General features: G+C 65.1%; 19 protein-coding genes. 7 read left to right on the top strand and 12 right to left on the bottom strand.

Going from position 1 to position 20,748, the window contains the following annotated elements:
* Positions 1 to 6: 6 nt before the first annotated feature.
* The 5 genes from CAL12_RS07975 to CAL12_RS07955 are packed head-to-tail and all read left to right on the top strand — an operon-like array spanning position 7 to position 5,222.
* The gene (locus CAL12_RS07975; RefSeq protein WP_086064003.1) at positions 7 to 1,365 is read left to right on the top strand and encodes an O-antigen ligase family protein; all 1,359 of its coding nucleotides are present in this window, start codon (positions 7 to 9) and stop codon (positions 1,363 to 1,365) included.
* Positions 1,358 to 2,512 carry a glycosyltransferase gene (locus CAL12_RS07970; protein WP_086064002.1) on the top strand — a complete coding sequence of 385 codons (1,155 nt, stop codon included), beginning with the start codon at positions 1,358 to 1,360 and terminating at the stop codon, positions 2,510 to 2,512. Before CAL12_RS07975 ends, CAL12_RS07970 begins: the two co-directional genes overlap by 8 nt.
* A complete protein-coding gene (locus CAL12_RS07965; protein WP_086064001.1) occupies positions 2,509 to 3,402 on the top strand; it encodes a glycosyltransferase family 2 protein in 894 nt (297 codons plus the stop codon). The genes CAL12_RS07970 and CAL12_RS07965 overlap by 4 nt, the downstream gene beginning before the upstream one ends.
* A gap of 15 nt (positions 3,403 to 3,417) precedes the next feature.
* Positions 3,418 to 3,978, top strand: a complete 561-nt coding sequence (locus tag CAL12_RS07960) for a putative colanic acid biosynthesis acetyltransferase (RefSeq protein ID WP_086064000.1) — start codon at positions 3,418 to 3,420, stop codon at positions 3,976 to 3,978.
* On the top strand, positions 3,975 to 5,222 hold the full coding sequence (locus CAL12_RS07955; RefSeq protein ID WP_086063999.1) for a glycosyltransferase WbuB: 1,248 nt from the start codon (positions 3,975 to 3,977) through the stop codon (positions 5,220 to 5,222). The genes CAL12_RS07960 and CAL12_RS07955 overlap by 4 nt, the downstream gene beginning before the upstream one ends.
* A 117-nt stretch (positions 5,223 to 5,339) precedes the next feature.
* On the opposite strand, the gene CAL12_RS07950 is transcribed toward CAL12_RS07955, so the two are convergent.
* The 5 genes from CAL12_RS07950 to CAL12_RS07930 all read right to left on the bottom strand — a co-directional run bounded on the left by CAL12_RS07950 (position 5,340) and on the right by CAL12_RS07930 (position 11,657).
* Positions 5,340 to 6,029, bottom strand: coding sequence for a helix-turn-helix transcriptional regulator (locus tag CAL12_RS07950; protein ID WP_086063998.1), 690 nt, complete (start codon positions 6,027 to 6,029; stop codon positions 5,340 to 5,342).
* Positions 6,030 to 6,281: 252 nt separating this feature from the next.
* On the bottom strand, positions 6,282 to 7,058 hold the full coding sequence (locus tag CAL12_RS07945; RefSeq protein WP_086063997.1) for a helix-turn-helix transcriptional regulator: 777 nt from the start codon (positions 7,056 to 7,058) through the stop codon (positions 6,282 to 6,284).
* A gap of 541 nt (positions 7,059 to 7,599) precedes the next feature.
* Positions 7,600 to 9,228, bottom strand: a complete 1,629-nt coding sequence (locus tag CAL12_RS07940; RefSeq protein ID WP_086063996.1) for a glucosamine inositolphosphorylceramide transferase family protein — start codon at positions 9,226 to 9,228, stop codon at positions 7,600 to 7,602.
* 210 nt (positions 9,229 to 9,438) lie between these two features.
* Positions 9,439 to 10,941, bottom strand: coding sequence for a sensor histidine kinase (locus CAL12_RS07935; RefSeq protein WP_086063995.1), 1,503 nt, complete (start codon positions 10,939 to 10,941; stop codon positions 9,439 to 9,441).
* On the bottom strand, positions 10,938 to 11,657 hold the full coding sequence (locus CAL12_RS07930) for a response regulator transcription factor (protein ID WP_086063994.1): 720 nt from the start codon (positions 11,655 to 11,657) through the stop codon (positions 10,938 to 10,940). Before CAL12_RS07930 ends, CAL12_RS07935 begins: the two co-directional genes overlap by 4 nt.
* Before the next feature lie 207 nt (positions 11,658 to 11,864).
* Here CAL12_RS07930 and msrA point away from each other — a divergent pair, with 207 nt between their 5' ends.
* Positions 11,865 to 12,587, top strand: coding sequence for a peptide-methionine (S)-S-oxide reductase MsrA (gene msrA / locus CAL12_RS07925; protein ID WP_086063993.1), 723 nt, complete (start codon positions 11,865 to 11,867; stop codon positions 12,585 to 12,587).
* On the opposite strand, the gene CAL12_RS07920 is transcribed toward msrA, so the two are convergent.
* Together CAL12_RS07920 and CAL12_RS07915 are read right to left on the bottom strand one after the other, a co-directional pair.
* Positions 12,580 to 12,798, bottom strand: a complete 219-nt coding sequence (locus tag CAL12_RS07920) for a hypothetical protein (RefSeq protein ID WP_086063992.1) — start codon at positions 12,796 to 12,798, stop codon at positions 12,580 to 12,582. The two genes, msrA and CAL12_RS07920, sit on opposite strands and share 8 nt — an antisense overlap.
* A 93-nt stretch (positions 12,799 to 12,891) precedes the next feature.
* Positions 12,892 to 13,218, bottom strand: a complete 327-nt coding sequence (locus CAL12_RS07915) for an NIPSNAP family protein (RefSeq protein ID WP_086063991.1) — start codon at positions 13,216 to 13,218, stop codon at positions 12,892 to 12,894.
* 148 nt (positions 13,219 to 13,366) lie between these two features.
* Between CAL12_RS07915 and CAL12_RS07910 the strand changes: the two genes are divergently transcribed.
* On the top strand, positions 13,367 to 14,161 hold the full coding sequence (locus tag CAL12_RS07910; RefSeq protein WP_086063990.1) for an N-acyl homoserine lactonase family protein: 795 nt from the start codon (positions 13,367 to 13,369) through the stop codon (positions 14,159 to 14,161).
* Positions 14,162 to 14,178: 17 nt separating this feature from the next.
* Here CAL12_RS07910 and CAL12_RS07905 read toward each other — a convergent pair whose 3' ends face one another.
* From CAL12_RS07905 to CAL12_RS07885, 5 genes are all read right to left on the bottom strand, one after another.
* Entirely contained in the window at positions 14,179 to 14,943 is a 765-nt protein-coding gene (locus CAL12_RS07905) for a carboxymuconolactone decarboxylase family protein (protein ID WP_086063989.1), read from the bottom strand.
* 19 nt (positions 14,944 to 14,962) lie between these two features.
* Positions 14,963 to 15,853 (bottom strand): NAD(P)-dependent oxidoreductase, encoded by an 891-nt coding sequence (locus tag CAL12_RS07900; RefSeq protein WP_086063988.1) that lies wholly within the window; start codon positions 15,851 to 15,853, stop codon positions 14,963 to 14,965.
* Between the two features lie 13 nt (positions 15,854 to 15,866).
* A complete protein-coding gene (locus CAL12_RS07895) occupies positions 15,867 to 17,249 on the bottom strand; it encodes an MFS transporter (protein WP_086063987.1) in 1,383 nt (460 codons plus the stop codon).
* Between the two features lie 97 nt (positions 17,250 to 17,346).
* Complete coding sequence (locus CAL12_RS07890) at positions 17,347 to 18,252, bottom strand: NAD(P)-dependent oxidoreductase (RefSeq protein WP_086063986.1); 906 nt, start codon at positions 18,250 to 18,252, stop codon at positions 17,347 to 17,349.
* A 175-nt stretch (positions 18,253 to 18,427) separates the two neighbouring features.
* Positions 18,428 to 20,674, bottom strand: a complete 2,247-nt coding sequence (locus tag CAL12_RS07885; protein WP_086063985.1) for a DUF3604 domain-containing protein — start codon at positions 20,672 to 20,674, stop codon at positions 18,428 to 18,430.
* Positions 20,675 to 20,748 lie beyond the last annotated feature (74 nt).

Raw genomic sequence — 20,748 nt, 5'->3', positions numbered from 1 at the left:
GCCATCATGCGCCACGTCCAAAGGCATTATTCGACCGTCCCGCTGCTGTGCGCCTTCCTGTTCACTTCGCTTGCGATGAGCAACGAGGCGCTGGTGATCGCGGTGGGCGGATTCAAGCTGTCGCTGTTCGACCTGATCTTCGTCGCCATACTGGCGGTCAAGTTCTTCAGGCTGGCCGACCCCGATGCCTACCGCCTGCCCTCGCCGCCCATCACCGCGCTGATGGGCCTGAACCTGCTGGCCTGGGGCTACCTGATCTACATGGCGCCGCCCCCGCCGGGCATCGAGCTGAGCGACACCCTGCGGGACATGCGCATCGTCGTGTACTTCCTGATCACGCCCTACCTTTGCTACAAGGACATCGACGGACCGGCGGCCTACCGCAAGCTGCAATGGGCCATCGTGGCGGCGGGCCTGGCGGTCGCGGCGCAAATGATCATCAAGGTGGCGATCGGCTTCAGCACGGTGGATCCCGTGCGCGACGTGAACCTGGGGATCTGGGGGATACCGATGGCGATCACCTCCATCCTGTACTTCCGCGAAGTACTGGGGTTGAAATCGCGCACGGCCTATTTCCTGATCATGTTCATGTTCATGGCCCTGGTGTTCTCGCTGAACCGCAGCCAGTACCTGCAACTGGCGATCACGGTTGGCATCGCCGTGGTGCTGGGCGGCAAGGTCGGCGCCCTCAAGCGCGTCACGGTGATCTTCGCGCCGGCCATCGTCGCGGGCCTGGTGGTGTTCTATGCCATCGGCTACCTGGACGTGCTGGCCAGCCGCGTGCTGACCGTCGAAGCGCTGGACGACGATTCCAGCTACGGCGCGCGCGTGCAGGAGTACGAAGGCCAGATGGGCCAGTTCCGCGAGAAGCCCTTCTTCGGCCACGGCGCGGGCTATCGCTTCTGGGTCATGGGCGAAGACGGATTCGAGCTGGGCACCTTCGCCCACAACTCCTGGGCCTTCTACCTGATGAAGTTCGGCCTGGTCGGCACGATCATCATCATGGGTCCGCCATTGCTGCTCCTGATCCTGTCGCTGACCAGGCGCAACGGCAATGTCGGACTGGACATGCATCGCCGCTACCTGATCGCCTGCGTGCCTATCTACGTGTTCATCGACTCGCTCTCGGGCGGCCTGGCCTACGCGCCCAAGACCGCCTTGACCGGTTTCCTGTTGACCTACTGCCTATCCCTGTTGCGCAACTACCGTGCGCCGCAACCTCCCTTCGAGGCGGCAGCGGCACGGCCAGTGGCGCCGGTACGGCCTGTTCCGCCCGCGTGGCCGCCCCAGGGCGATCCGCGTCCGATCGTGACCGGGCAGTCGCCCGGCAAAACCGCCTACCCGAGGTTGCCGCACCATGGTTGATATCCTATTCGTTGTCCCGGACCTGCATCGCGGTGGCGTGGGCCGATGCGTCCACTTCATGCTGGAAGAACTGCCCAAGCACGGGCTCAGCACTTCCCTGTTCTGCATGCGCGAAATCGAGCATGAGTTCACGCCCAGCAAGGCCAATGTGACCCGCGGCGTCGCCCGCAAGCTGGGCAACCGCGCGATGCAGTTGTCCGCCCCCTGGAGCCTGCTCAAGCTGATGTCGACGATCCGCCGCGAACAACCCGCCGTGGTGTGCTCGCACGGATTGATCTGCAACATCCTGGTGGCCGCCGCGCGCCTGTTCATGCCCGGCAGCTTCCGCACGGTCGCCTTCGAGCACAACAGTCCCTCGGCGCACTACCGCTCCACCAGCCTGGGCGCGCTCAAGCGCGCCCTGCTGCGCGTCTGCTACGGGGCTCATGACGAAGTCGTCGGCGTATCGCGCGGCGTGGTGCGGGACCTGGTCGCCATGGTGCCGTCCCTGAAGGAGAAGTGCCGGCATATCTACAACGGCATTCCGCTGGAAGAAGTGCGCGCGCAGGCCCGTGCGCCGGGCCAGGCGTTGCCGGAGGACGGCAAGCTGCACGTGGTGTCCGTCGGCCGCCTGGTCAGTACCAAGGGCTTCCAGACCCTGATCGACGCCGCCTGCCGCCTGGACGATCCGGACGTGGTCTTCACCGTCATCGGGGAAGGCCCGCAACGCGCCGAGTTCGAAGCCCAGATCGCCGCGCGCAAGCCCGGCAGCCCGGTCAGGCTGGTCGGCCACGTGGACAATCCCTTCCCCATGCTGGCCAGCGCCGACATCTTCCTGTCGTGTTCCGAGCGCGAAAGCTTCGGCATCGTCCTGGTCGAAGCGCTGTGCCTGGGCGTGCCGGTGGTGGCCACCGATTGCCCATCCGGCCCCGCCGAGATCCTGGAAGACGGCAAGTTCGGCGAGCTGGTCCCGGTGGGCGACGCGGCTGCCGTGGCCCACGCCATCCAGTCGCTCGCCGCCGACCGCCCGCGCCGCGAACATCTTTCCGACCTCGGTCCCCAGCGGGCCGCGGACTTTTCCCTGGAACGCCATTGCCGCAATGTGGCCGACCTCTTCCAGCCCCTGCTGCGCAAAGGTGGCTTGGACCGCGTAGGAGCACGCACATGAACCGCGTACCGGTATCCGTCATCGTCATGACCAAGAACGAGGAACGGAACATCGAAAAGTGCCTGAGGGCGCTGGCCGATTTCGACGAAGTGTTCGTGGTCGATTCCCACAGCACGGATCGCACCGTCGAACTCGCCACCGGCCTCGGCGCCCATGTGGTGCAGTTCCAATGGAACAAGCGCTATCCCAAGAAGAAGCAATGGTGCCTGGACAACCTGCCCTTCAAGCATGACGTGGTTCTGTACGTCGACGCCGACGAAGTGATGAGTCCCGAGCTGGCGCGCGAAATCGACGCCTGCCTGCCACGCTTCGCCCAGGGCGCCGGCGGCGCTTTCGTAGGCTTCAACTACGTATTCTGCGGCAAGCAGCTGAACTACGGCCATCGGGTCTACAAACTGATCCTGCTGTCGCGGACGCGCTCGCGCTTCCTGGACTACAACGACCTGGACGTGGCGAATATGTGGGAAGTGGAAGGCCACTACCAGCCGCAGGTGACCGGCCCGGTGTTCCTGCTCAAGGGCCGCATGGCGCATCACGACCACGATGGCCTGTACCACTACTTCGACAAGCACAACAAGTATTCCGACTGGGAAGCCAACCTGCGCGTCAAGGGCCTGCTGAACGACCCGCGCGAGGCCAACGTCGGCATGCGTTCCCTGATGAAGCGGATCTTCGCGGCCATGCCCTTCAAGGCCGTCGCCGCCTTCGTGCATTGCTACATCCTGCGCCTGGGTTTCCTGGACGGCAAGGCCGGGCTGGACTACGCCGTGGCACGGTCCATGTACTACTGGCAGATCGGCATCAAGTCGCGCGAACTGCGCGCCGCGATGGCCACCGCCTCACCCACCGCCGACGCGGAAGCAGACGCCCTGCGTGGCGGTACCCACTAGAAGAAGGAGTCGGCCATGGATACTTTCCAGAGACTCAACCAATTCCAGATGCCGGCCGGCTTCCGCGGCAGGAACGCCCTGTACGTGCAACTGTGGTGGATGGTGCAAAGCACCGCGTTCCGCTATTCGCCACAGTTCGCCTACGGCTTCCGCCGCTTCCTGTTGCGCCTGTTCGGCGCGCAGGTGGGACACAAGGTGCTGGTGCGTGCCAGCGCCAAGATCACCTACCCCTGGAAGGTGCGCATCGGCGATTACTCCTGGATCGGCGACGACGTCGTGCTCTACAGCCTGGCCGACATCGATATCGGCAACCATGCGGTCGTTTCGCAGCGCGGCTATCTCTGTGCCGGCGACCATGACGCCGCCCTGCCGGAGTTTCCGATCCGCGGCAGGCCCATCGTCATCGAGGACGGCGCCTGGATCGCGACGGACGTGTTCATCGCGCCGGGCGTCACCATCCACCGCAATGCCGTGGTGGGCGCGCGCAGCTCCGTCTTCAAGGATATGCCGTCCGACATGGTCTGCCACGGCACGCCTTGCCGCCCGGTACGTCCACGCGTCCGGACACTCCCATGAAGATCGTCCTGTACGGCATCAACTTCGCGCCCGAGCTCACCGGCACCGGCAAATACACCGGTGAAATGGCCGCCTGGCTGGCGGCGCGCGGGCATGACGTGACGGCGATCACCGCGCCGCCCTACTACCCGCAGTGGAAGGTCCAGCCCGGCTATCGGGCGGGGCGCTATGCGACGCAGGAGTGGCAAGGTGTAAAGGTGATGCGCGCACCGCTCTGGGTGCCGCCCAAGCCCGGCGGCGTCAAGCGGCTGCTGCACCTCGCCACGTTCGCCCTATCCAGCCTGCCACTGCTGCTGGCCTGCGGCGCGCGCCGTCCGGACGTGATACTCGTGGTCGAGCCGCCGCTCTTCTGCGCGCCCGCTGCCGCCGCCATGGCACGCCTGTGCGGCGCGCGTGCCTGGCTGCACATACAGGACTACGAAGTGGATGCCGCCTTCGAGCTCGGCCTGTTGAAGGGGCGCGCATTAAAGCGCATGGTCGCCGGCATGGAGCGCTGGCTGATGCGCCGCTTCGACCGGGTATCGACCATTTCCACCCGCATGCTGGCCCTGGCCCGCCGCAAGGGTGTCGACGAATCGCGCCTGGTGCTCTTCCCCAATTGGATCGACGTCGCCGCGGCGCGCGACGGCCGCGATGCCTTCGACTACCGCGGCCTGCTGGGCATCGGCCACGACGATATCGTGGCCGTCTATTCCGGCAACATGGGCGGCAAGCAGGGCCTGGAAACGCTGGCCGACCTGGCGCGCATACTGCGGCGCCGCCCGGATATCCATTTCATCTTCTGCGGCGAAGGACACCAGCGCGAGGACCTGCAGCGACGCTGCGCGGACCTGGCCAACGTCCACTTCCTGCCCCTGCAGCCCGCGGAACGCCTGCCCGCGCTGCTCGCGACCGCCGACATGCATTTGCTGCCGCAGCGCGCGGGAGCCGCCGACCTGGTCATGCCGTCCAAGCTGACCGGCATGCTGGCCAGCGGCCGGCCCGTCATCTGCGGCACGGCGGCTGGCACTGAGCTGGCCCACGTCGTGTCCTTGTGCGGCATCATCGTGCAGCCCGAGAACGCGCCGGCCATGGCGCGCGCGGTGCTGCGCCTGGCCGCCTCGCCCACCCGGCGCGACGCGCTGGGCCGCGCCGCGCTCGAGTACGCGCGCACGCAGCTCCATACCGATACGGTGCTGGAGAAGCTGGAACAACAGCTGCAAGCGCTGGTCGCGCCCAATGCGGCCGCGTTGAAGACGCGCTGAGGGCGCCCGACCGCTTGACAGCGCGGGCACGCGATCGCCTTCCATCGGCAATCGGATTATGAATCGACGCGGGCCCGCGCATGGCGGCCCCGCGATACCGCGGGGGAGGCCTGTCGCCTACCCGGGCGGCGCATCACCATTTTCATGCGTGATGGAAGGCGCGGGCGGATCGTCCCGCAGCAAACCCTCCTGTACCGCGATATAGGCCGCCTCGGCCTGGTTCCGCGCGTTCAGCTTCCAATACAGGGTCCGCGCGTGGCTTTTGACCGTCGCCACGGATATCCCGATCTCGCGGCTGATTTCGCGCATGGTGCGGCCTTTCGCAAGCAGGCGCAGGATCTCCTCCTGCCGCGGTGTCAGCATGCGTATCGCCGTATGCCCACGCCCCGGCACATGCGGCGTGGCTTGCGTCGCTTCGACGATGGTCCGCGGAAAGCACTGTCCACCGGCCAGCACCAGATGCACCGCCGCTGTAATCGCCTCGGGTGTCGACGACTTGGGCAGCAGCCCGCAGGCCCCCGCGCGCGCCGCTTCCAGCAGGAAACGCGGATCCAGCGTATCGTGCAGCACCAGCGTATGGCGTGGCGCCAGCAGCGTCATCGACGCCGACAACATATGTAGATCGTTTTCGGTCATCCCCGTCACGCCCAATACCAGCAATTCGACCGGTCTGACGGCGGACAGCGATAACTCATTCAATTTGATGGGCGCCATTGCCATGACGCTTTCTGGACTGCGCGCCGTTTCCAGTATGTGTTGGATAGCGATGCGCAGAATGGCATATTCCTCGATCAGGACGGTAGTCATTCGCCGGGAGCCTCTCACGATGTGCTGAGCGTCCCAGCCACGCACGGGATCGGATCGATCGCGGCCCGCTAGGGAACTGCCTGCGCCATCGTATCAGCGACGCGTCCCCGTGACTCTCGGCCGTGCGCATGACGGCAAACGCATGGGGACAGGTACGTGTACGTCGGCCTTCGTCCCCAAGCAAAAAAGCAAGCCCCGACTCACGTCGGAAGGCTTGCTTCGGTTGCCGGCCTGCTTCGCGATCCTGCCGTGCTAGAGCCGGTTGCGCTCATAGCTGGATCCATTGGCGCCGCCAGCATCCCAATCCAGCGTCGCGCCACGTTGCAAGGCTGTATATACCGCCTCCCCTTTGTTTTTCACCTGCAGCCGCTGGTACAGCGTGCAGGCATGGGTCTTCGCAGTCGCCACGGAAATATTGAGCATGCGGCTTACCGTCTTGATCGGATAGCCACGCGACAACAGCACCAGCACTTCGTATTGCCGCGGCGTGATCTTCAACAATTGCGCGCCCGCGGTGATCGGCATCGCCTTCGGTCCATTGCCATGATCGACGTCGCTGGACATCATCATCGAGGCCGCCGCCGGAGCATGCTGCATGGTCGACGCCATCGACACTTCGACGGACGAGGGCGCCTGGCCCATCTGGCCGCTAGGAAAACATTGGCCACCAGCCATCACCAACCGGATGGCTGCTTCAAGCACCTCGATCGAGGCCGTCTTCATGAGGCAGCCATGGATACTGCCTTCCGGGAGACGCGACAACGCCTGCATGGGCATGTTGTCCACCAGCAGGAGGATGCGCTTGGGCGCCAACACCCGACGCACATCGGCCAGCGCTTGCCAGCCCGTTTCGGTTTCGATCGGCAGGCCGAAAATAAGCAATTCGGCACTGCGGTTCTGCTCAGCGGCTTCGTCCAGATTCGCCAGATCCAATCCGACGATTTCCCACACGCCTTCGACCTTGCCCAGAATTTGACGTAGACCCAACCTCAAGAGTGGATGAGCCTCGATCAAGACCATTTTCGACATAGCTTTCCCCATAAGACATCAATTAGATGCAGCAGAGATGCAGCAGTGAATGGTACGTAGCGCGAACACACGGCGATTTATATTATTGTTCGGTGTGCCTGCCGACCACATGGACGAGATGTTGGCGAACCGACCGAAACTTGAGTAGTCATCGTTTGGATGACGCACCATGTTATGGGTAGGCCGCTTCAAAATCAAGCTTGTCCAATGGACATAAACCGACAGGAAGCGAAGTCATCCGTTAGTATCAATCGAATGCTCCTCACCGTCCTTCCCTGATTTTTTCCGTACGAATAAACAGCACTGCCACGCCGGTTTAAAAGCGGAACTAAAAAAGTTTTGAATGGAGTCGGACTGCAAGATTTTGCAAGCGGTCCAGGGCGAGTTGTGTCTTCATTTCAAGCTCCAAGCCTTATTTCAAGGGGGTTTCCAAGGGGGAACGACGAAACGCTGCTACTGACACTTGCAATTCGCCGCGATTATGCTGCGGGGTCCAGCAAATAGCCGGCGCACGAAGCGCCGTAACGTTTACCAGTATTTGTTATTCCATAAATGCAAAGTCGAACACGGTATGCCCGCCATGGTGGTGCCAGTGGTGCATCGACGCGAATGGCTTGCGCAGGAAATTGGGGTAATGGACCGGGCCGTCGGCCTCGCGATAGGTGCGCGGGGTCAGCTCCTCAATACGGTTGAGCGATACGCCCTTGCCGTAGTGCTGGAAACCCTGAGACTGGGCACATCGCACCACGCTGCCGTCCTGCGCCATGATCATGCCGGCGTTGCGCGCCTTCACGGGGCTGCGCACGATGGGATTCAGCGCGTGCGGCTGCCAGTTGTCCGTATCCGGACGGTCCGCGTGGAAGGCGAAAAGCTCGTCGCAGTGGCTCAAGCCGTCGGTGCGGTCGATATTCGTGAACAGCCACCAGCGCCCGCCGTAAGGGAAAACGATGGTGTCCACAGCGGAAATATTATTCATCAACGTGCAATGCAGTTCCCATTTCAGCGGGAATTCGGTGCATTTCCACAGTTCGATGGTACGGTTACCGCAGGTTTCCGGGACCATATAGGTCGCGCCGCCGTATTCGAAAATGTAGGGAAAGCTCAGGTGGTACGGCAGGTCCAGCACGACCCCCAGGAAGCGGAAGGCGCCATCGATATACGTCGCCACGGATATCTTCCCTTTACGTTCGCGGAAGTAGTAATCCTCGAAGAAAATAAAGGGCTGCCCGTTGCGGGTGTAGACGAAAGGATCGGCGAAGAAACGGTCTTTCGGCGGCTCCATGACGGCGGCCTCCGACGTCACGACTTCTTCGCGGCCGGTGGGACACATGCCGATGCGCCAGCGAACATTGCGCTTCATCGCCCGCCGCAGGACCATGCTGGAAGCCAGCCAGGCCTGCCGCGCCAGGTAGGCCATGCCATCGCGCTGGACGGGCTGGGGCCGCGTCATGGCGGTGTGGATCTGCAGCGACGACGATGATTCCTTGCGGCGTTCCGGTTGCGCCATGGCCTGCAGCGTATCGAAGATCATCAGGTTGCCGAGACTCAAGGCGCGCGCGCGGTTCTTCAGCCAGAACACTTCCGTATTGAAGCTGCGGGCGTCGATCAACTCGTCGGCCTGCTCCGTGGCGCCCAGGCGCCACAACTTGACGGTGGTGTGATCGGCGCGCTGGTAGACCTCCCAGAAGCCGGCATGCGCCACATCCTGCTGATCCTTCAGTTCGGAATGCACCGGCATCCATACGCCGGCAGCCGGCAGCGAAGCCAGCTCGCCCCGCACCGCCGGCGCGCCCAGCACCAGGATCACGTCCAGGTGCAACGCCATCAGCGCGCGCAGCTGCTCGGCGTCGGCGGCGATACGGCCGCCAGGGCCGCGCGTGATGGCCAGGTCCAGCACCGGCGTGCCGGGCGGCAGCGAAGCGCTCAGGTCGCTGGTCGCCAGTTGCGCGCGATGGCGCGTCTCCAGCATGCGGGACTCCAGCCGGGCGACGGTGCCCAACGGGTCGCGCGTCCAGGGCAGGCTGCGCTCCGCCGATGGGGTGTCGTCCCATGCGACGATCAGCGCGGCAACACGAAAATCCTCCTCGCGCGCGAGCCACTGGGCGATTTCATGTATCCACCCCGCCTGGTTCGTGGCACTCACAAGCAACGCAACGGTCTTCTTGTCCATGTCGTATCCGATTGGGCGTTCAGTCGTACCTACTCCGCGCAGATAGTGCGCGCAGTAATGCGAGAGCTCCAGAATGCGTTCATCCTAGGACGGACGAGCGAGCGCCCGCGCGGGCCCTCCTAGATCGAAAGCACGGCTCTACATCTATCGATGGACAGGACGGAACGCGGCGGGGTCTTTACCCCGCCACCTGCGTCACAGGGAGTGGAGTCAAACGTCCAGCAGCGCCGGCGATGCCGCGCGGGCAGGCAAGCGGAATTCGAAGACGGCACCGCGGCTGGCGTGCCGCGCCAGCCGTATTTCGCAGCCGTGCAGCGCGAGTATCCGATGCACCGTCAGCAGCCCGAGGCCACCGGCCTGGGCGTCATCCGCGCGCCACACCGACGCGCGCGTGAACAGGTTCGCCCGCAGGGGTTCGGGTATGCCGGGCCCGTCGTCGCTGACGCAAACCCGTGCTCCGCCGTCCACCGTGCTCATGCGAACGTCCACGGTGCCACCCGCCGGGCTATGGCGGATGGCGTTGTCGAGCAGGTTGGTAAGAACGCGCTCGATCATCCCGACGTCCGCCTCCACCGGCGGTAGGTCTCGGTCGAAATCGGCCGCCAGGCGTACACCGCGCGCCTCCGCCGAAAGTTCGAACTTCTGGAAGACATCCTGGACCAGATCCGGCAGCACGAAGACTTCCTTGTCAGGCTGGATCAGTCCCGACTCCAGTCGCGCCAGCTCGAACAGCGATTGCGCCAGCCGTCCCACCTTGCGACTCTGTCCCAGCGCCGTCTCCAGGTAGCGCCGTCGCTCGGCGCCATCCAGCGTATCGGCCTTGACCAGCAGCGTTTCCAGATAGCCGTGCAGGGACGTCAAGGGCGTGCGCAGATCGTGCGAGATGTTGGCGACCAGCTCGCGGCGCTGCTGGTCCTGGCGGCTGAGTTCGCGCCATTGCTCCGCGATGCGAGCGGCCATCTGGCGGAAAGCGTGCTCCAGCACGCCGATCTCGTCGCCGCCCGCGGGCGGCAGCGCGTGCGCCGGCGCGGCTTGCAGCGTCGCCGTCGCGGCGGCCTCGTTGCCGTCGAAGTCCCGCACCACGCCGGTCAGCCGCCGCAGCGGCCGCGTGATCAGGTTGAAGGCCACCAGACCGGCGATCAGGCAGCACAGGGCCACCAGGGCCAGCGACCACAGTGTGGTGCGCAGGACGCTGCTGGCGGCAAGGTTGGCGGCGACGGCTTCCAGCCGCTCGCCCTGCAATACCACGTACACATAGCCGGCGTCGCGCCCGCCGACCTGCAGGGGCGCGGCGTCGAAGACCTTGCGCGCCGTTTCGCTGCGCGGATCGTCGCCGAAGATCGGCAGCGACGCGCCGGACAGCAGGCGCCGCACCGGTTCGATATCCACGCGATCGCGCTTGAGGCGGCCGCGCGGGGCGGCGTCGCCGACGATGCGGCCTTCGTTGTCCAGCAGATAGACCTCCACGCTGGGATTCACCGCCATCAGCTTGGCGAACAGGTCGCGCACCGCGCCGGGACGCAGGCCGCCTTCGTCCATCAAGGGCGTGGTTTCGGCGATATGCCGCGCCAGTCCGATGGACAGGCGCTGCGCGGTTTCTTCCTCGCGCAAGCGGTTGGCGCCGATCTGCAGCCAGGCGGCCGCCGCCATGCAGGCCAGCAGCAGCACGGCGAAGACCAGGGAGAGGCGTTGCGTCAGGCTCAGGCGTTTCATGCGTCTTCCCCGGCGCCGGTCGCGTAGCGGTAGCCCTTGCCCCATACGGTCAGGATGCGCCGCGGTTCCGCCGGATCGGCCTCGACTTTCAGGCGCAGGCGATTGATGTGGGTGTTCACCGTGTGTTCATAGCCGTCATGCTGGTAGCCCCAGACGTGATGCAGCAGCTCCATCCGGGAAAACACCTTGCCGGGATGGCGGGCGAAGAAATACAGCAGATCGAATTCGCGCGGCGTCAGGTCGACGTCCTTGCCATCCACCTGCGCCACGCGCGTGATCGGGTCGATGCGCAAGCCGGCCAGTTCGAGGGTGCCGCCTTCCATGCGGGCGTCCCGGGCCAGGGCATCGACCCGGCGCAGCAAGGCCTTCACCCGCGCCACCAGCTCCATCATGGAGAAGGGCTTGGCCAGGTAATCGTCGGCGCCCAGCTCCAGGCCGATGATGCGATGCACTTCGCTGGCGCGGGCGCTGGTGATGATGATGGGCGTATAGCGGCTCATCGCCCGCGCGCGCCGGCAGATCTCCAGGCCGTCGACACCGGGCAGCATCAGGTCCAGCACCAGCAGATCCCAGCCGCCGCCTTCCAGCAGGCGCAGGCCGCTGTCGCCATCCGCCGCATGGACGACGTCATAGCCTTCGTCGCGCAGATGCAGGCGCAGCAGCTCGGCGATGTGGGCGTCGTCTTCGACGATCAGGATGCGTTTCAGGGTAGTCATGGCGGTGGTGGCGGTGGCTCGGGCGGCGCGTCGGCGCGGCGCCGGTCGGGCGGGGTCGGACGGGTTCGGCCGCCCGGCGATATTCCGGCGGCTATTGTCGCGCAGCGCGGCGCCGCTGTCGGCGCCCGCGGGCGAATATCACGTTTAATTTAAGTTTGCGTGCGCGGGCGCGCGGGATAATGCCCCGTACCTTCCAAGGAGTCCGCCATGCCGTTCGCCACCCTCTCCCGCGCCAGATTCCCCGCCCTGGTCCTGGCTGCCGGCGCCGCCGTCGCCGCCGCCCTGTTCGCCGGCCATGCGCCAGCCGTGGCGGCCGAGGACGCCGTCGCCATCCCGCCACCCGCGCTGGACGAACCCGCCACGACGGCGGCGACCGAAACCGCCGTCTTCGCCGGCGGCTGCTTCTGGGGCGTACAGGGCGTATTCCAGCACGTGAAGGGCGTGACCCAGGCCGTGTCCGGGTATGCGGGCGGCAAGCCGGGCACCGCGTCCTACGATCAGGTGAGCGGCGGCGACACCGGCCACGCGGAGTCGGTCCAGGTCACCTACGATCCGCGCCAGGTCAGCTACGGCAAGCTGCTGCAGGTGTATTTCTCGGTGGCCCACGATCCCACCCAGCTGAATCGCCAGGGGCCGGACACCGGCACGCAGTACCGCTCCACCATTTTCACCAGCAACGAAACGCAGCAGCGCGTCGCACAGGCCTATATCGCGCAGCTCGGCCGGGCCGGAGTCTACGGCAAACCCATCGTCACCACGCTGGAGAATCTGCGGGGCTTCTATCCCGCCGAGGCCTACCACCAGAATTTCCTGGTGAACAATCCCCGCTATCCGTACATCGTGTTCAACGACCTGCCCAAGGTCGACAATCTGAAGCACATGTTCGCCGATATCTACCAGGAGCAGCCCGTCCTGGTGGCGGTCAAATAAGCTCCGATCCGGCGTGCCGGCTGCCCGCCGCCGGCAGCGCCCGCGGAGCCACGGCGACTTGCACCAGGCTGGGCCGCCAGCGCTGGCGGCATGACTCGACGCTCTTGCCTTCCAGGATGCCGCGGTAGAAGCCCGTGGCCTGTTCCACGGTGCGGAAGTGGTAGAAACTACCGCCGTGCCGTACCGTGCGCCCATCGCGGCCTGAGTCCATGGTGCTTCTCCCCGAATTGAACCCCATCCGCCAGCAAACGGCATGCCCGGACCAGCCGCCACGCGGCCGGCCGGGAGCCGGCGGTTGCGGCCCTCAGCGCATGGCCGAATACGCGGTCGGCGCCAGGAACTGGTTTTCGACGCGCTCGACGATGGGTTTTTCGGCTTCCGTCGCATTGCGCTGGCGTATCCATTCGGGATCGGCCTGGAAGGCGTTCCACTTCTGCTCGCGCTCGGCCAGGCTTTCCCACTTCAACAGATAGGTCAGCGCATGGTTGCTGCTGCCCACCAGCGTGGTCCAGAAGCCGATCTGCTCGATGCCGTACTTCTTGAAGAAATCCAGCGTGATGTTGGTAAAACGCTCGTTCAGGGCCGGCAAGCGGCCCGGAGCGCAGTGATAGACGCGCATTTCGACGATCATCGGTTCAACTCCTTGTTTCCCGAAACGGCCCGGCGCCGTTTGCGGATGCATGATACCCGCATGCCGGGCCATGATTGTATTATTGACTGACTGTACGACATTACCCTATCATCGGCCGCTCCAGAGCCGAAGAACGAAGGAGACACCCATGCTGCCCGAGTACGAAGTCTTCGCGATCAAGTACGGCGAACATCAGCGCATGGCCAGCGCCAACTTCATCGGCGGCGATCCCCACGACGGTCCCATGCCCATGGACTATTTCGTGTGGCTGATCCGCGATGGCGCGCGCGTGTGGGTGGTCGATGCCGGATTCGATGCCGAAGAAGCCCGCAAGCGGGGCCGCAAACTGATCCATCCCATGCGCGACGCCCTGAAATTGATGGACGTCGATGTCGACGCGGTGCGCGACCTGATCGTCACCCACATGCATTACGACCATGTGGGCAATCTGGCCTCCTATCCCAACGCCACCTTCCATCTGCAGGACCGCGAGATGGAATACGCCACGGGCCGCTACATGGCGCATCGCTGCATCGCCGAAGCCTTCAACCTGCGCGACGTGCTGCAGATGGTGGAACAGGTCTATGCCGGCCGGGTCCAATTCCACGACGGTGACGCCGAAATCGCCCCGGGCATCACGGTGCACCGCATCGGCGGGCACACCCGGGGCCTGCAGGTCGTCAGGGTACATACGGCGCGCGGCTGGGTCGTGCTGGCGTCCGACGCATCGCACTACTACCGGAACATGGAGGAAGGACGGCCCTTCCCCGCCGTCTTCAACGTGGGCGAGATGCTGGAAGGGCATCGCCGCCTGGACGCGCTGGCCGACAGCCACGCCCATATCGTGCCAGGGCACGACCCGCAGGTGCTGCTGCGTTATCCGCCGCCATCGCCTGCCCTGGCTGGATTGGTGGCAACCCTGCACGTCGCGCCTCGGCAATAGGCTCGCGCGGCGGGGCGCTAGCGCGGGTCGCGGCGCACCGCCCATGCCTGCTCCAGGAGAGGCGCGCCGACCTCCGCGGCATGGATGCCGATGGTGCTCACGATCTCCAGCATCTCCATGAGTTCATGGGCCGTGGCGCCGTAGCCCAGCGCATTGCGCATGTGCAGTTTCAGTCCCGGCACATAGAGATGCGTCGCGGACGCGTCGAAGGCGCAGTACATCAGCTCCTTGACCTTGGGTGGCAGCACACCGGCGCGCCAGGGTACGGACGAGAAATCCAGATAGGCCTGGAAGAAGTCCGGATCGAGTTCCAGCAGGCCTTCGAAGGTTTCATGCCAGTAGCCGCGCTGCTTGTGGAAGTCCGCCTTCAGCGCCTCGCGGCGCGCGTCCAACGGCGCGGGCGCATCGCGCAGCCCTTCTTCGCGCAGGACTTCCAGCAGCACCGGTACGCCCACATTCGACGCATGGATGCCCAGGGTGCTGGTCAGCGCCAGCACTTCCATCAGTTCCTCGCGGGTGGCGCCGTGACGGATGGCGGATTCGATATGGGCGCGTATGCCCGGGCGATACAGCTGGGTCGCGGCGGCGTCCGCGGCGATGTGGATGAAGTCCTTGACCTTGTCTTCCAGATGGTTCTTCTTCCAGGGCACGGTGGCCAGGTTCAGATAGGCTTCGAAGAAACCGGCATCCAGCCGCAGGATGCTTTCCCACTCCGGCCCCCAGGTGCCGCGCAGGCGGACGAAGGCTTCCTTGAGCGCGTGCTGCCGTTCCGTCATTTCCATGGCTGTCGCTTCCTGTTCTTCAGTCCTTGAGCCGGACGCCGCCCGACACGTCGCCGATCGCGTCGACGACGCGGTTGCTGATCTTGTCCCCATAGCCCAGCGCCGTGGCCAGGCCGAAGCAGGACATGGGGCCGGACGCGTTGAAAGACGCGACGCCCAGTTCATGCGTCAGGTCCACGTACAGCACCACGTCCTTGGTCATGAGCTTGCTGGTCAGGCCGCCTTCCAGGTAATTGCCGTCGACGATGTACGGAAAGCGGTTCTGCGTGGCGAAGTTCACGCCGCTGCTGCTATTCAGTACGTCCAGCAGTTGATGCAGATCCAGCCCCGCTTTCTTGCCCGCCACCATCACTTCCGCCGTTGCCGCCAGGCTGACGGCATTCAGGAAGTTGTTCAGCAGCTTGGTGGTGTGCCCGGCGCCGCTGGCGCCCATGTGCAGCGCCTTCGTGCTGAAGGGCTGGAAGACCCAGCGCACGGCCTCCACGGCCTGCGCGTCGCCACCTATCATCAGCGTCAGCGTGCCCTTCTCGGCGGCGGCCGCGCCGCCGGAGATGCCGGCGTCGATGTAGTGCACGCCCTTGTCGCGAAACAAGCCGTGCAGGCGCTTGGTCGAACTGGCGGCCGCGGTGCTCAGGTCGACCACGGTCTGGCCGGGCCGGCAGTGCGCCAGCACGCCGTCCTGGCCTTCCACGACCGCCTCGACCACGTGGCTGTCGGGCAGCGACATCAGCACCACGTCGCAGGCCTGGACGACGTCGCGTACGCCGCCCGCCGCCGTCGCCCCGCATGCCGCGGCGCGCGATGCATCCGTGTCGAAGCCCAGCACCGGGATGCCGGCGTCCACCAGGCGCCGCGTCATGCGTCCGCCCATATTCCCCAGGCCGATGAAACCCACCTTGTCATTGCGCATGGCAACCATCCTTTTAGAAATCGACGTCCCGCGTTTCGGGACCCATCAAGGCGCCTATCGTGCCTATCACCGCGCCGATGACCAGCAGCGCCACCGGCGCGGCCCGCATGGGCATGAAGCGGCCCAGCCAGTTCATGTAGAAGGCGTAGAACGAGGGAATGATCACGGACAGGCTGAAACCGACGCCGAAGCCCGTCGCGCGTACGTCCGTCACGAAGCGCTCGTTGATATACGTGACGATGACGCCCCACGGCGATGTGACCAGGATCGACAGCAGCACCACCAGCAGCATGATCACCGGCAGCGGCATGCCCGCCGCATGCGACAGCAGATAGAACAGCACCGCGCCCACGGTGGCGATCAGCGGCCCGGCCAGCAGGAAGAAGCGGCGGCGGCCGATGCGCTGGCCCAGCACCCCCGAGGCGATATAGCTGAAGAACAGCGCCGCGTAGCAGACCAGCAGCGTGGCGGCGGTATCGAAGGCGCTCATGTGCAGCGTGCCCGAGAGCAGGCCGGTCGGCATGTAGATCGTGATCAGGTTCTGCGTCAGCCAGAAGCCCGTCATCAGCAGCAGTACCTGCAGCAGGTTGCGGCCGCTGCGGCCGCTGACCAGGTCCATCAACGGCAGCTTCTCCCGCCTCTGGCCCGCGGCCGTGGCCGTGGCCTGGTTCCTGGCGGCAGCGCCCTTCTTTGCCTCGCTCTGCCAGATTTCGGATTCGGCGACCTTGTGGATGTAGTACCAGGCCAGCACGCCGGCCAGCACCGCCCCGATCAGGAAGGGGATGCGCCAACCCACCTGGGCGTAGGGCGACTGCGCGCCGTCCAGCGGAAACAGGGCGAACATCAGCATCGCCACCAGGTTGATGCAGACATAGGCCGCGGGGAAGCCCGCGAGTATCAGGCCGCCGACGAAGCCACGCTGCGATTTGCGCGAGTATTCGATGGCCAAGGGCATCGCGCCGGTGTAGCCCCCGCCCAGGAATATCCCGTCGACGAAGCGCAGCGCCACCAGCAGCAGGTAGGACGCGATACCTATGCTGTCGTAGCCGGGCAGCAGCCCGATCAAAAGCGTCACCACGCCGAATCCCGACACGGACCAGATCGACGCCATGCGTCGGCCGATGCGGTCCGCCACCATGCCGAAGATCAGCGCACCTATGGGACGGCCCAACAACGTGGTGATGAACACCAGCGACGCCAGGATCGCTTCGGTCGCCGGCGCCACGCCGCGCGGTTGGAAGTAGAACAGCACCGGCGCCAGCACGACCACCGGCAGGTAGATGTCGAACATGTCGATGAATTCGGAGAAGAACGCGCCTTTGATTGCATTGCGGCGTTTCTGCTCGATGGAGGTCTCGGCGGCGGGCGCGTGGCCGGCCTGTACGAATGTAGCCATGGTGCTCCTTCCACGTTATTGATCTTATTGACGGATTGTCTGATCGCAATCCGGGCAAAAAAAATTCCGCCGGGCTGCCGGCGGCGATGCTCGATGTTCAGGAATGGCGGGCGCCGGCGTCGGGGTCGAGCATCCGGTACATCTCGGTGTGGTCCGTAGTGGGCGTGGCGTCCTGGGAAACCTGGTCCCAGACGTCGGTCACGGTCTCGCCGACGCGCAAGGGGTAGTCCACCGTCGCGGCCAGCGCGCGTGCGATCTTCAGGTCCTTGTTCATCAGTTGCATGAAGAAGCCGGATGCATAGGATCCGCTCAGCATGAACTGCTTGACCTTGTTTTCGGAGGTATTGCTGCGGCCGGTGGAGGCATTCAGCACGTCGGTCATGACGGCCGGGTCGATGCCGAAGCGGGCCGCCACGTGCAGGGCCTCGACGGTGGCCAGCAAACCCGCGGCGGACACGTAGTTGTTCAAGGCCTTGGCCGCATGGCCGGCACCCGCATCGCCGATGCGCAGGATGCTCTTGCCCATGGCTTGCAGCAGCGGCATGCAACGCTCCAGGACCGCCGGGTCTCCACCCACCAGGATGGCCAGGCTGCCGTCCGTGGCGCGCCTGACGCCGCCGGAGACGGGCGCGTCCAGATAGGACAGGCCCATATCGCGCAAGCTGGCGCCCAGGTCACGAGAGCGCGCGGGTTCGGATGAACTCATGTCGATGACCACGGCGCCCCGCTTCAGGCGGCGGGCCCAGCCCGCGGCGCCGTCGCCCAGCAGGACTTTTTCGACGATGGCGGAATTGGGCAGCATGGTAACCAGCGCGTCGAGCGCGCCGGCATTGTTCTCCGTCAGGGCGGCGGCGTTCAGCTCCTTGCAAAGAGCGTCGGTGCGGGCGGGGTCCGCGTCCGCCAGGAACAGGGAAAAGCCCGCGTTGGCCAGGCAGCGCGACATGGGCGTGCCCATCATACCCAGGCCGATGAAACCGATGCGATGCGGGGGGGATTGCGTCATGGGGAAACCTTGTCTCTGTATGTACGTGATCGATGTGCGTGTCGGCCGGCCGGCGCGGTGCCCGCGCCGGCTCATGCCAAGACTAAATCTCGTCATACAATCGGTCAATATTATTGACCTGGGGTTTACCCTCGGATTCACCTTGGGGGATTGCGCTCCGTGGGAGCGCGCCGCGCTATTTTCTCGCGATGTAGATGGGACTGGAGTAGATGAAGAAACCGTCCTCCGTCGTCACGCGTACGTAGATCGCATTATCCTCGCCGGCATGCAGCGGCACGCGCACGCGGCGGCGCATGCGGCGGACCTCGTTCACATCCGGCAGGCGGTAGATCTGCAAGCGCCGCTGCAGGCCGCCGTTCTCCCGCACGATGGGCGACAGGCCGATGTCCGCCACGTCGACGTCCACCTCGATCAGCGGGGTACGCACCTTCAATACGCCGGCGTTCGAATCCGCCAGGCGCACGTCGACGCCGCTGAACCCGCCTGTCGTAAGCGACTTCCAGCAGAGGCGCGCGGGATCCGGATGGTCCAGCGTCTTGTCCAGGTTCCAGAAATTGATCGGCCGGGGATCCACGAAGGCGTTGCCTTCCAGGGTAGCCTCGCCATCCCAGACGGTCTGCCGCCCTCGCCCGCGATAACCGGATCCCTCCCAGACCATGCGGATGCGGCTGCCCAGGTCGCCGGGGGCGTAGGGATACAGCGTATGCGCGACCTCCATCCGGTTGCGCACTTCGACGCGTTCGATCGCCCCGTGGGTGGCGACGTCGAACTCGAACTCGACGAAGTCGCCGCCGTAATCGACGATCGCACCCATCTCGACGCTGTCGACCTGGCGTTGCGTCACCGGCTGGCCCAGCTTCGGGTCATCCGACCAGCACTGCGCCGGCTGGGGGAAATGCGCACGCACGTCCAGATAGGCGCGACAGCCGGTCGTCGCGTAATGACGCCGCTGGCGCAGCGCTTCGGCGATCGCGGGGCGCGTCAGTTCGTCGGCGACCAGGCAGCTCAGGCCGCCGTAGGCGCCGAACAGCGAAGCGCCGGGATGGCTGGCGCCGTGACGTCCTTTGTGGCCATCGCTGTTGGCCAGGATGCCCACCCGGTAGCCGAGCTTGAAGGCGTCCTCCAGCAGCCATTCGAACGTGCCCCAATCGGAATGGATTTCCACCGACCGTTCGATGCGCGCGTCGTGCGACAAGGTGATGTCCGCATAGCGTCCGCCGATATGCGCGAAGACGACGACGTCCTCGTCCTTCAGGGCGTCGAACAGCTGGTCGGCGCTGTTGCAATCGCTGTCCATGTCGCTCAGGTCATCGACCAGTGCGTGGGAAGAGCGATGGAGGGGGCGCCCTTCGCGCAGGTACATGACGTTGCGGTCGCCCCCCAGGCCTGTGTTGCCCGACCATTCGTACCCTGGAAAGATGACGAAGCGACCATCCTCGTTGTATTTGGCGGTGAGGCCATTCAGTTCCCGCCAGAATTCGCTGGTGATCTGGAAGTCGTTGCCCTGGTGGCTCATGACGTCCAGGAAAGCGCGGTCGCGCGCGAAGACGATCAGCTCTTCCGCCGAATTGGTGCCTATGGTCTCTTCCGACTGGCCATGCAGGTCGCCCCAGAAATGGCGGCGCGCGACGCGGGCGGACACGCGGCAGGGATTGCTGCGCGCCACAACGTGGCCGTCGCGCAGCACTTCGATCTCGAGGTCTCCTTCCTGCGTCGGCACGAGGTTCTCCATCACGGTGGCATAGTCGCCCGCCGTCACCGTGAAACCGGCCGGCAGGCCGGCGACGTCCAGGTTGCTGCGCAAGGTGAATGTGCCCGCCACGCGATGCGAGGGATTGCCCCATTTGTCCTCGCCCTTGAAACCCAGCCGCACGGGCTGGCCAAGTTCCACCAGCGAAGGAAGGACCGCCTTGTAGCTGGCCGCCGGCCCGGCCACGACCGATATCGTCGGCGAGCTGGGCAGCTCGGTGTAGTTGTAGGTGGCGAAGGCGTCGACCAGCACACGGAACTCGAAGGTAGGTTCGTGAAAGGTCTGGACCCGCATGCCGGGCGAGCCCTGCCGCGTGTCGCCGAAACGCACCACGATGCGATCGCCCTCTTCCAGGTAGCCGCGCACGACGCGGATGAACAGCGTCTTGTCCCAGGGGCGGATGTTGCGCTTGCCGTCGTATTCGACCTGCAGCACGGCGCCGTTGCTGGCTTCCACCGTCGTGTAGTTCCACCCTTGCGGATCGTCGAACTGCGGCTTGCCCATGTCGCTGGCGAAGCGGTGCACGATCTTCAGCGAACCCGTGTCGTCGATGCCGAAGTAACCGGCCGTGTAGGTCAACGTGAAGCAGGCAAAGCTGCCGGCCTCGAACTCGCCGGTCGGCTCGATGGCGGCGGCGCCCATCAGGTGGCGGGCATACTGGGAATGCGGCATGGATGACTCGCGGGTCGATGTGGACCCTTGCATCCTAAGCGCGCGCCGGGCATGCTCCTATGGTATACACGCTA

The sequence above is a fragment of the Bordetella genomosp. 8 genome (assembly GCF_002119685.1).
Classification (GTDB): domain Bacteria; phylum Pseudomonadota; class Gammaproteobacteria; order Burkholderiales; family Burkholderiaceae_B; genus Bordetella_C.
The sequence above is the reverse complement of the archived record's forward strand: the minus strand, read 5'-3'. Positions and strand labels throughout refer to the sequence as shown.

What these genes read in the sequence shown, in the direction of transcription:
- CAL12_RS07975 (WP_086064003.1), top strand. Translation starts at nt 7, where the DNA reads ATGCGCCACGTCCAAAGGCATTATTCGACCGTCCCGCTGCTGTGCGCC.
- CAL12_RS07930 (WP_086063994.1), bottom strand. Translation starts at nt 11,657, where the DNA reads ATGACTACCCTGAAACGCATCCTGATCGTCGAAGACGACGCCCACATC.
- CAL12_RS07915 (WP_086063991.1), bottom strand. Translation starts at nt 13,218, where the DNA reads ATGATCGTCGAAATGCGCGTCTATCACTGCGCTCCGGGCCGCTTGCCG.
- CAL12_RS07955 (WP_086063999.1), top strand. Translation starts at nt 3,975, where the DNA reads ATGAAGATCGTCCTGTACGGCATCAACTTCGCGCCCGAGCTCACCGGC.
- CAL12_RS07905 (WP_086063989.1), bottom strand. Translation starts at nt 14,943, where the DNA reads ATGGAAATGACGGAACGGCAGCACGCGCTCAAGGAAGCCTTCGTCCGC.
- CAL12_RS07935 (WP_086063995.1), bottom strand. Translation starts at nt 10,941, where the DNA reads ATGAAACGCCTGAGCCTGACGCAACGCCTCTCCCTGGTCTTCGCCGTG.
- CAL12_RS07950 (WP_086063998.1), bottom strand. Translation starts at nt 6,029, where the DNA reads ATGACTACCGTCCTGATCGAGGAATATGCCATTCTGCGCATCGCTATC.
- CAL12_RS07940 (WP_086063996.1), bottom strand. Translation starts at nt 9,228, where the DNA reads ATGGACAAGAAGACCGTTGCGTTGCTTGTGAGTGCCACGAACCAGGCG.
- msrA (WP_086063993.1), top strand. Translation starts at nt 11,865, where the DNA reads ATGCCGTTCGCCACCCTCTCCCGCGCCAGATTCCCCGCCCTGGTCCTG.
- CAL12_RS07910 (WP_086063990.1), top strand. Translation starts at nt 13,367, where the DNA reads ATGCTGCCCGAGTACGAAGTCTTCGCGATCAAGTACGGCGAACATCAG.
- CAL12_RS07895 (WP_086063987.1), bottom strand. Translation starts at nt 17,249, where the DNA reads ATGGCTACATTCGTACAGGCCGGCCACGCGCCCGCCGCCGAGACCTCC.
- CAL12_RS07890 (WP_086063986.1), bottom strand. Translation starts at nt 18,252, where the DNA reads ATGACGCAATCCCCCCCGCATCGCATCGGTTTCATCGGCCTGGGTATG.
- CAL12_RS07970 (WP_086064002.1), top strand. Translation starts at nt 1,358, where the DNA reads ATGGTTGATATCCTATTCGTTGTCCCGGACCTGCATCGCGGTGGCGTG.
- CAL12_RS07900 (WP_086063988.1), bottom strand. Translation starts at nt 15,853, where the DNA reads ATGCGCAATGACAAGGTGGGTTTCATCGGCCTGGGGAATATGGGCGGA.
- CAL12_RS07960 (WP_086064000.1), top strand. Translation starts at nt 3,418, where the DNA reads ATGGATACTTTCCAGAGACTCAACCAATTCCAGATGCCGGCCGGCTTC.
- CAL12_RS07920 (WP_086063992.1), bottom strand. Translation starts at nt 12,798, where the DNA reads ATGGACTCAGGCCGCGATGGGCGCACGGTACGGCACGGCGGTAGTTTC.
- CAL12_RS07965 (WP_086064001.1), top strand. Translation starts at nt 2,509, where the DNA reads ATGAACCGCGTACCGGTATCCGTCATCGTCATGACCAAGAACGAGGAA.
- CAL12_RS07885 (WP_086063985.1), bottom strand. Translation starts at nt 20,674, where the DNA reads ATGCCGCATTCCCAGTATGCCCGCCACCTGATGGGCGCCGCCGCCATC.
- CAL12_RS07945 (WP_086063997.1), bottom strand. Translation starts at nt 7,058, where the DNA reads ATGTCGAAAATGGTCTTGATCGAGGCTCATCCACTCTTGAGGTTGGGT.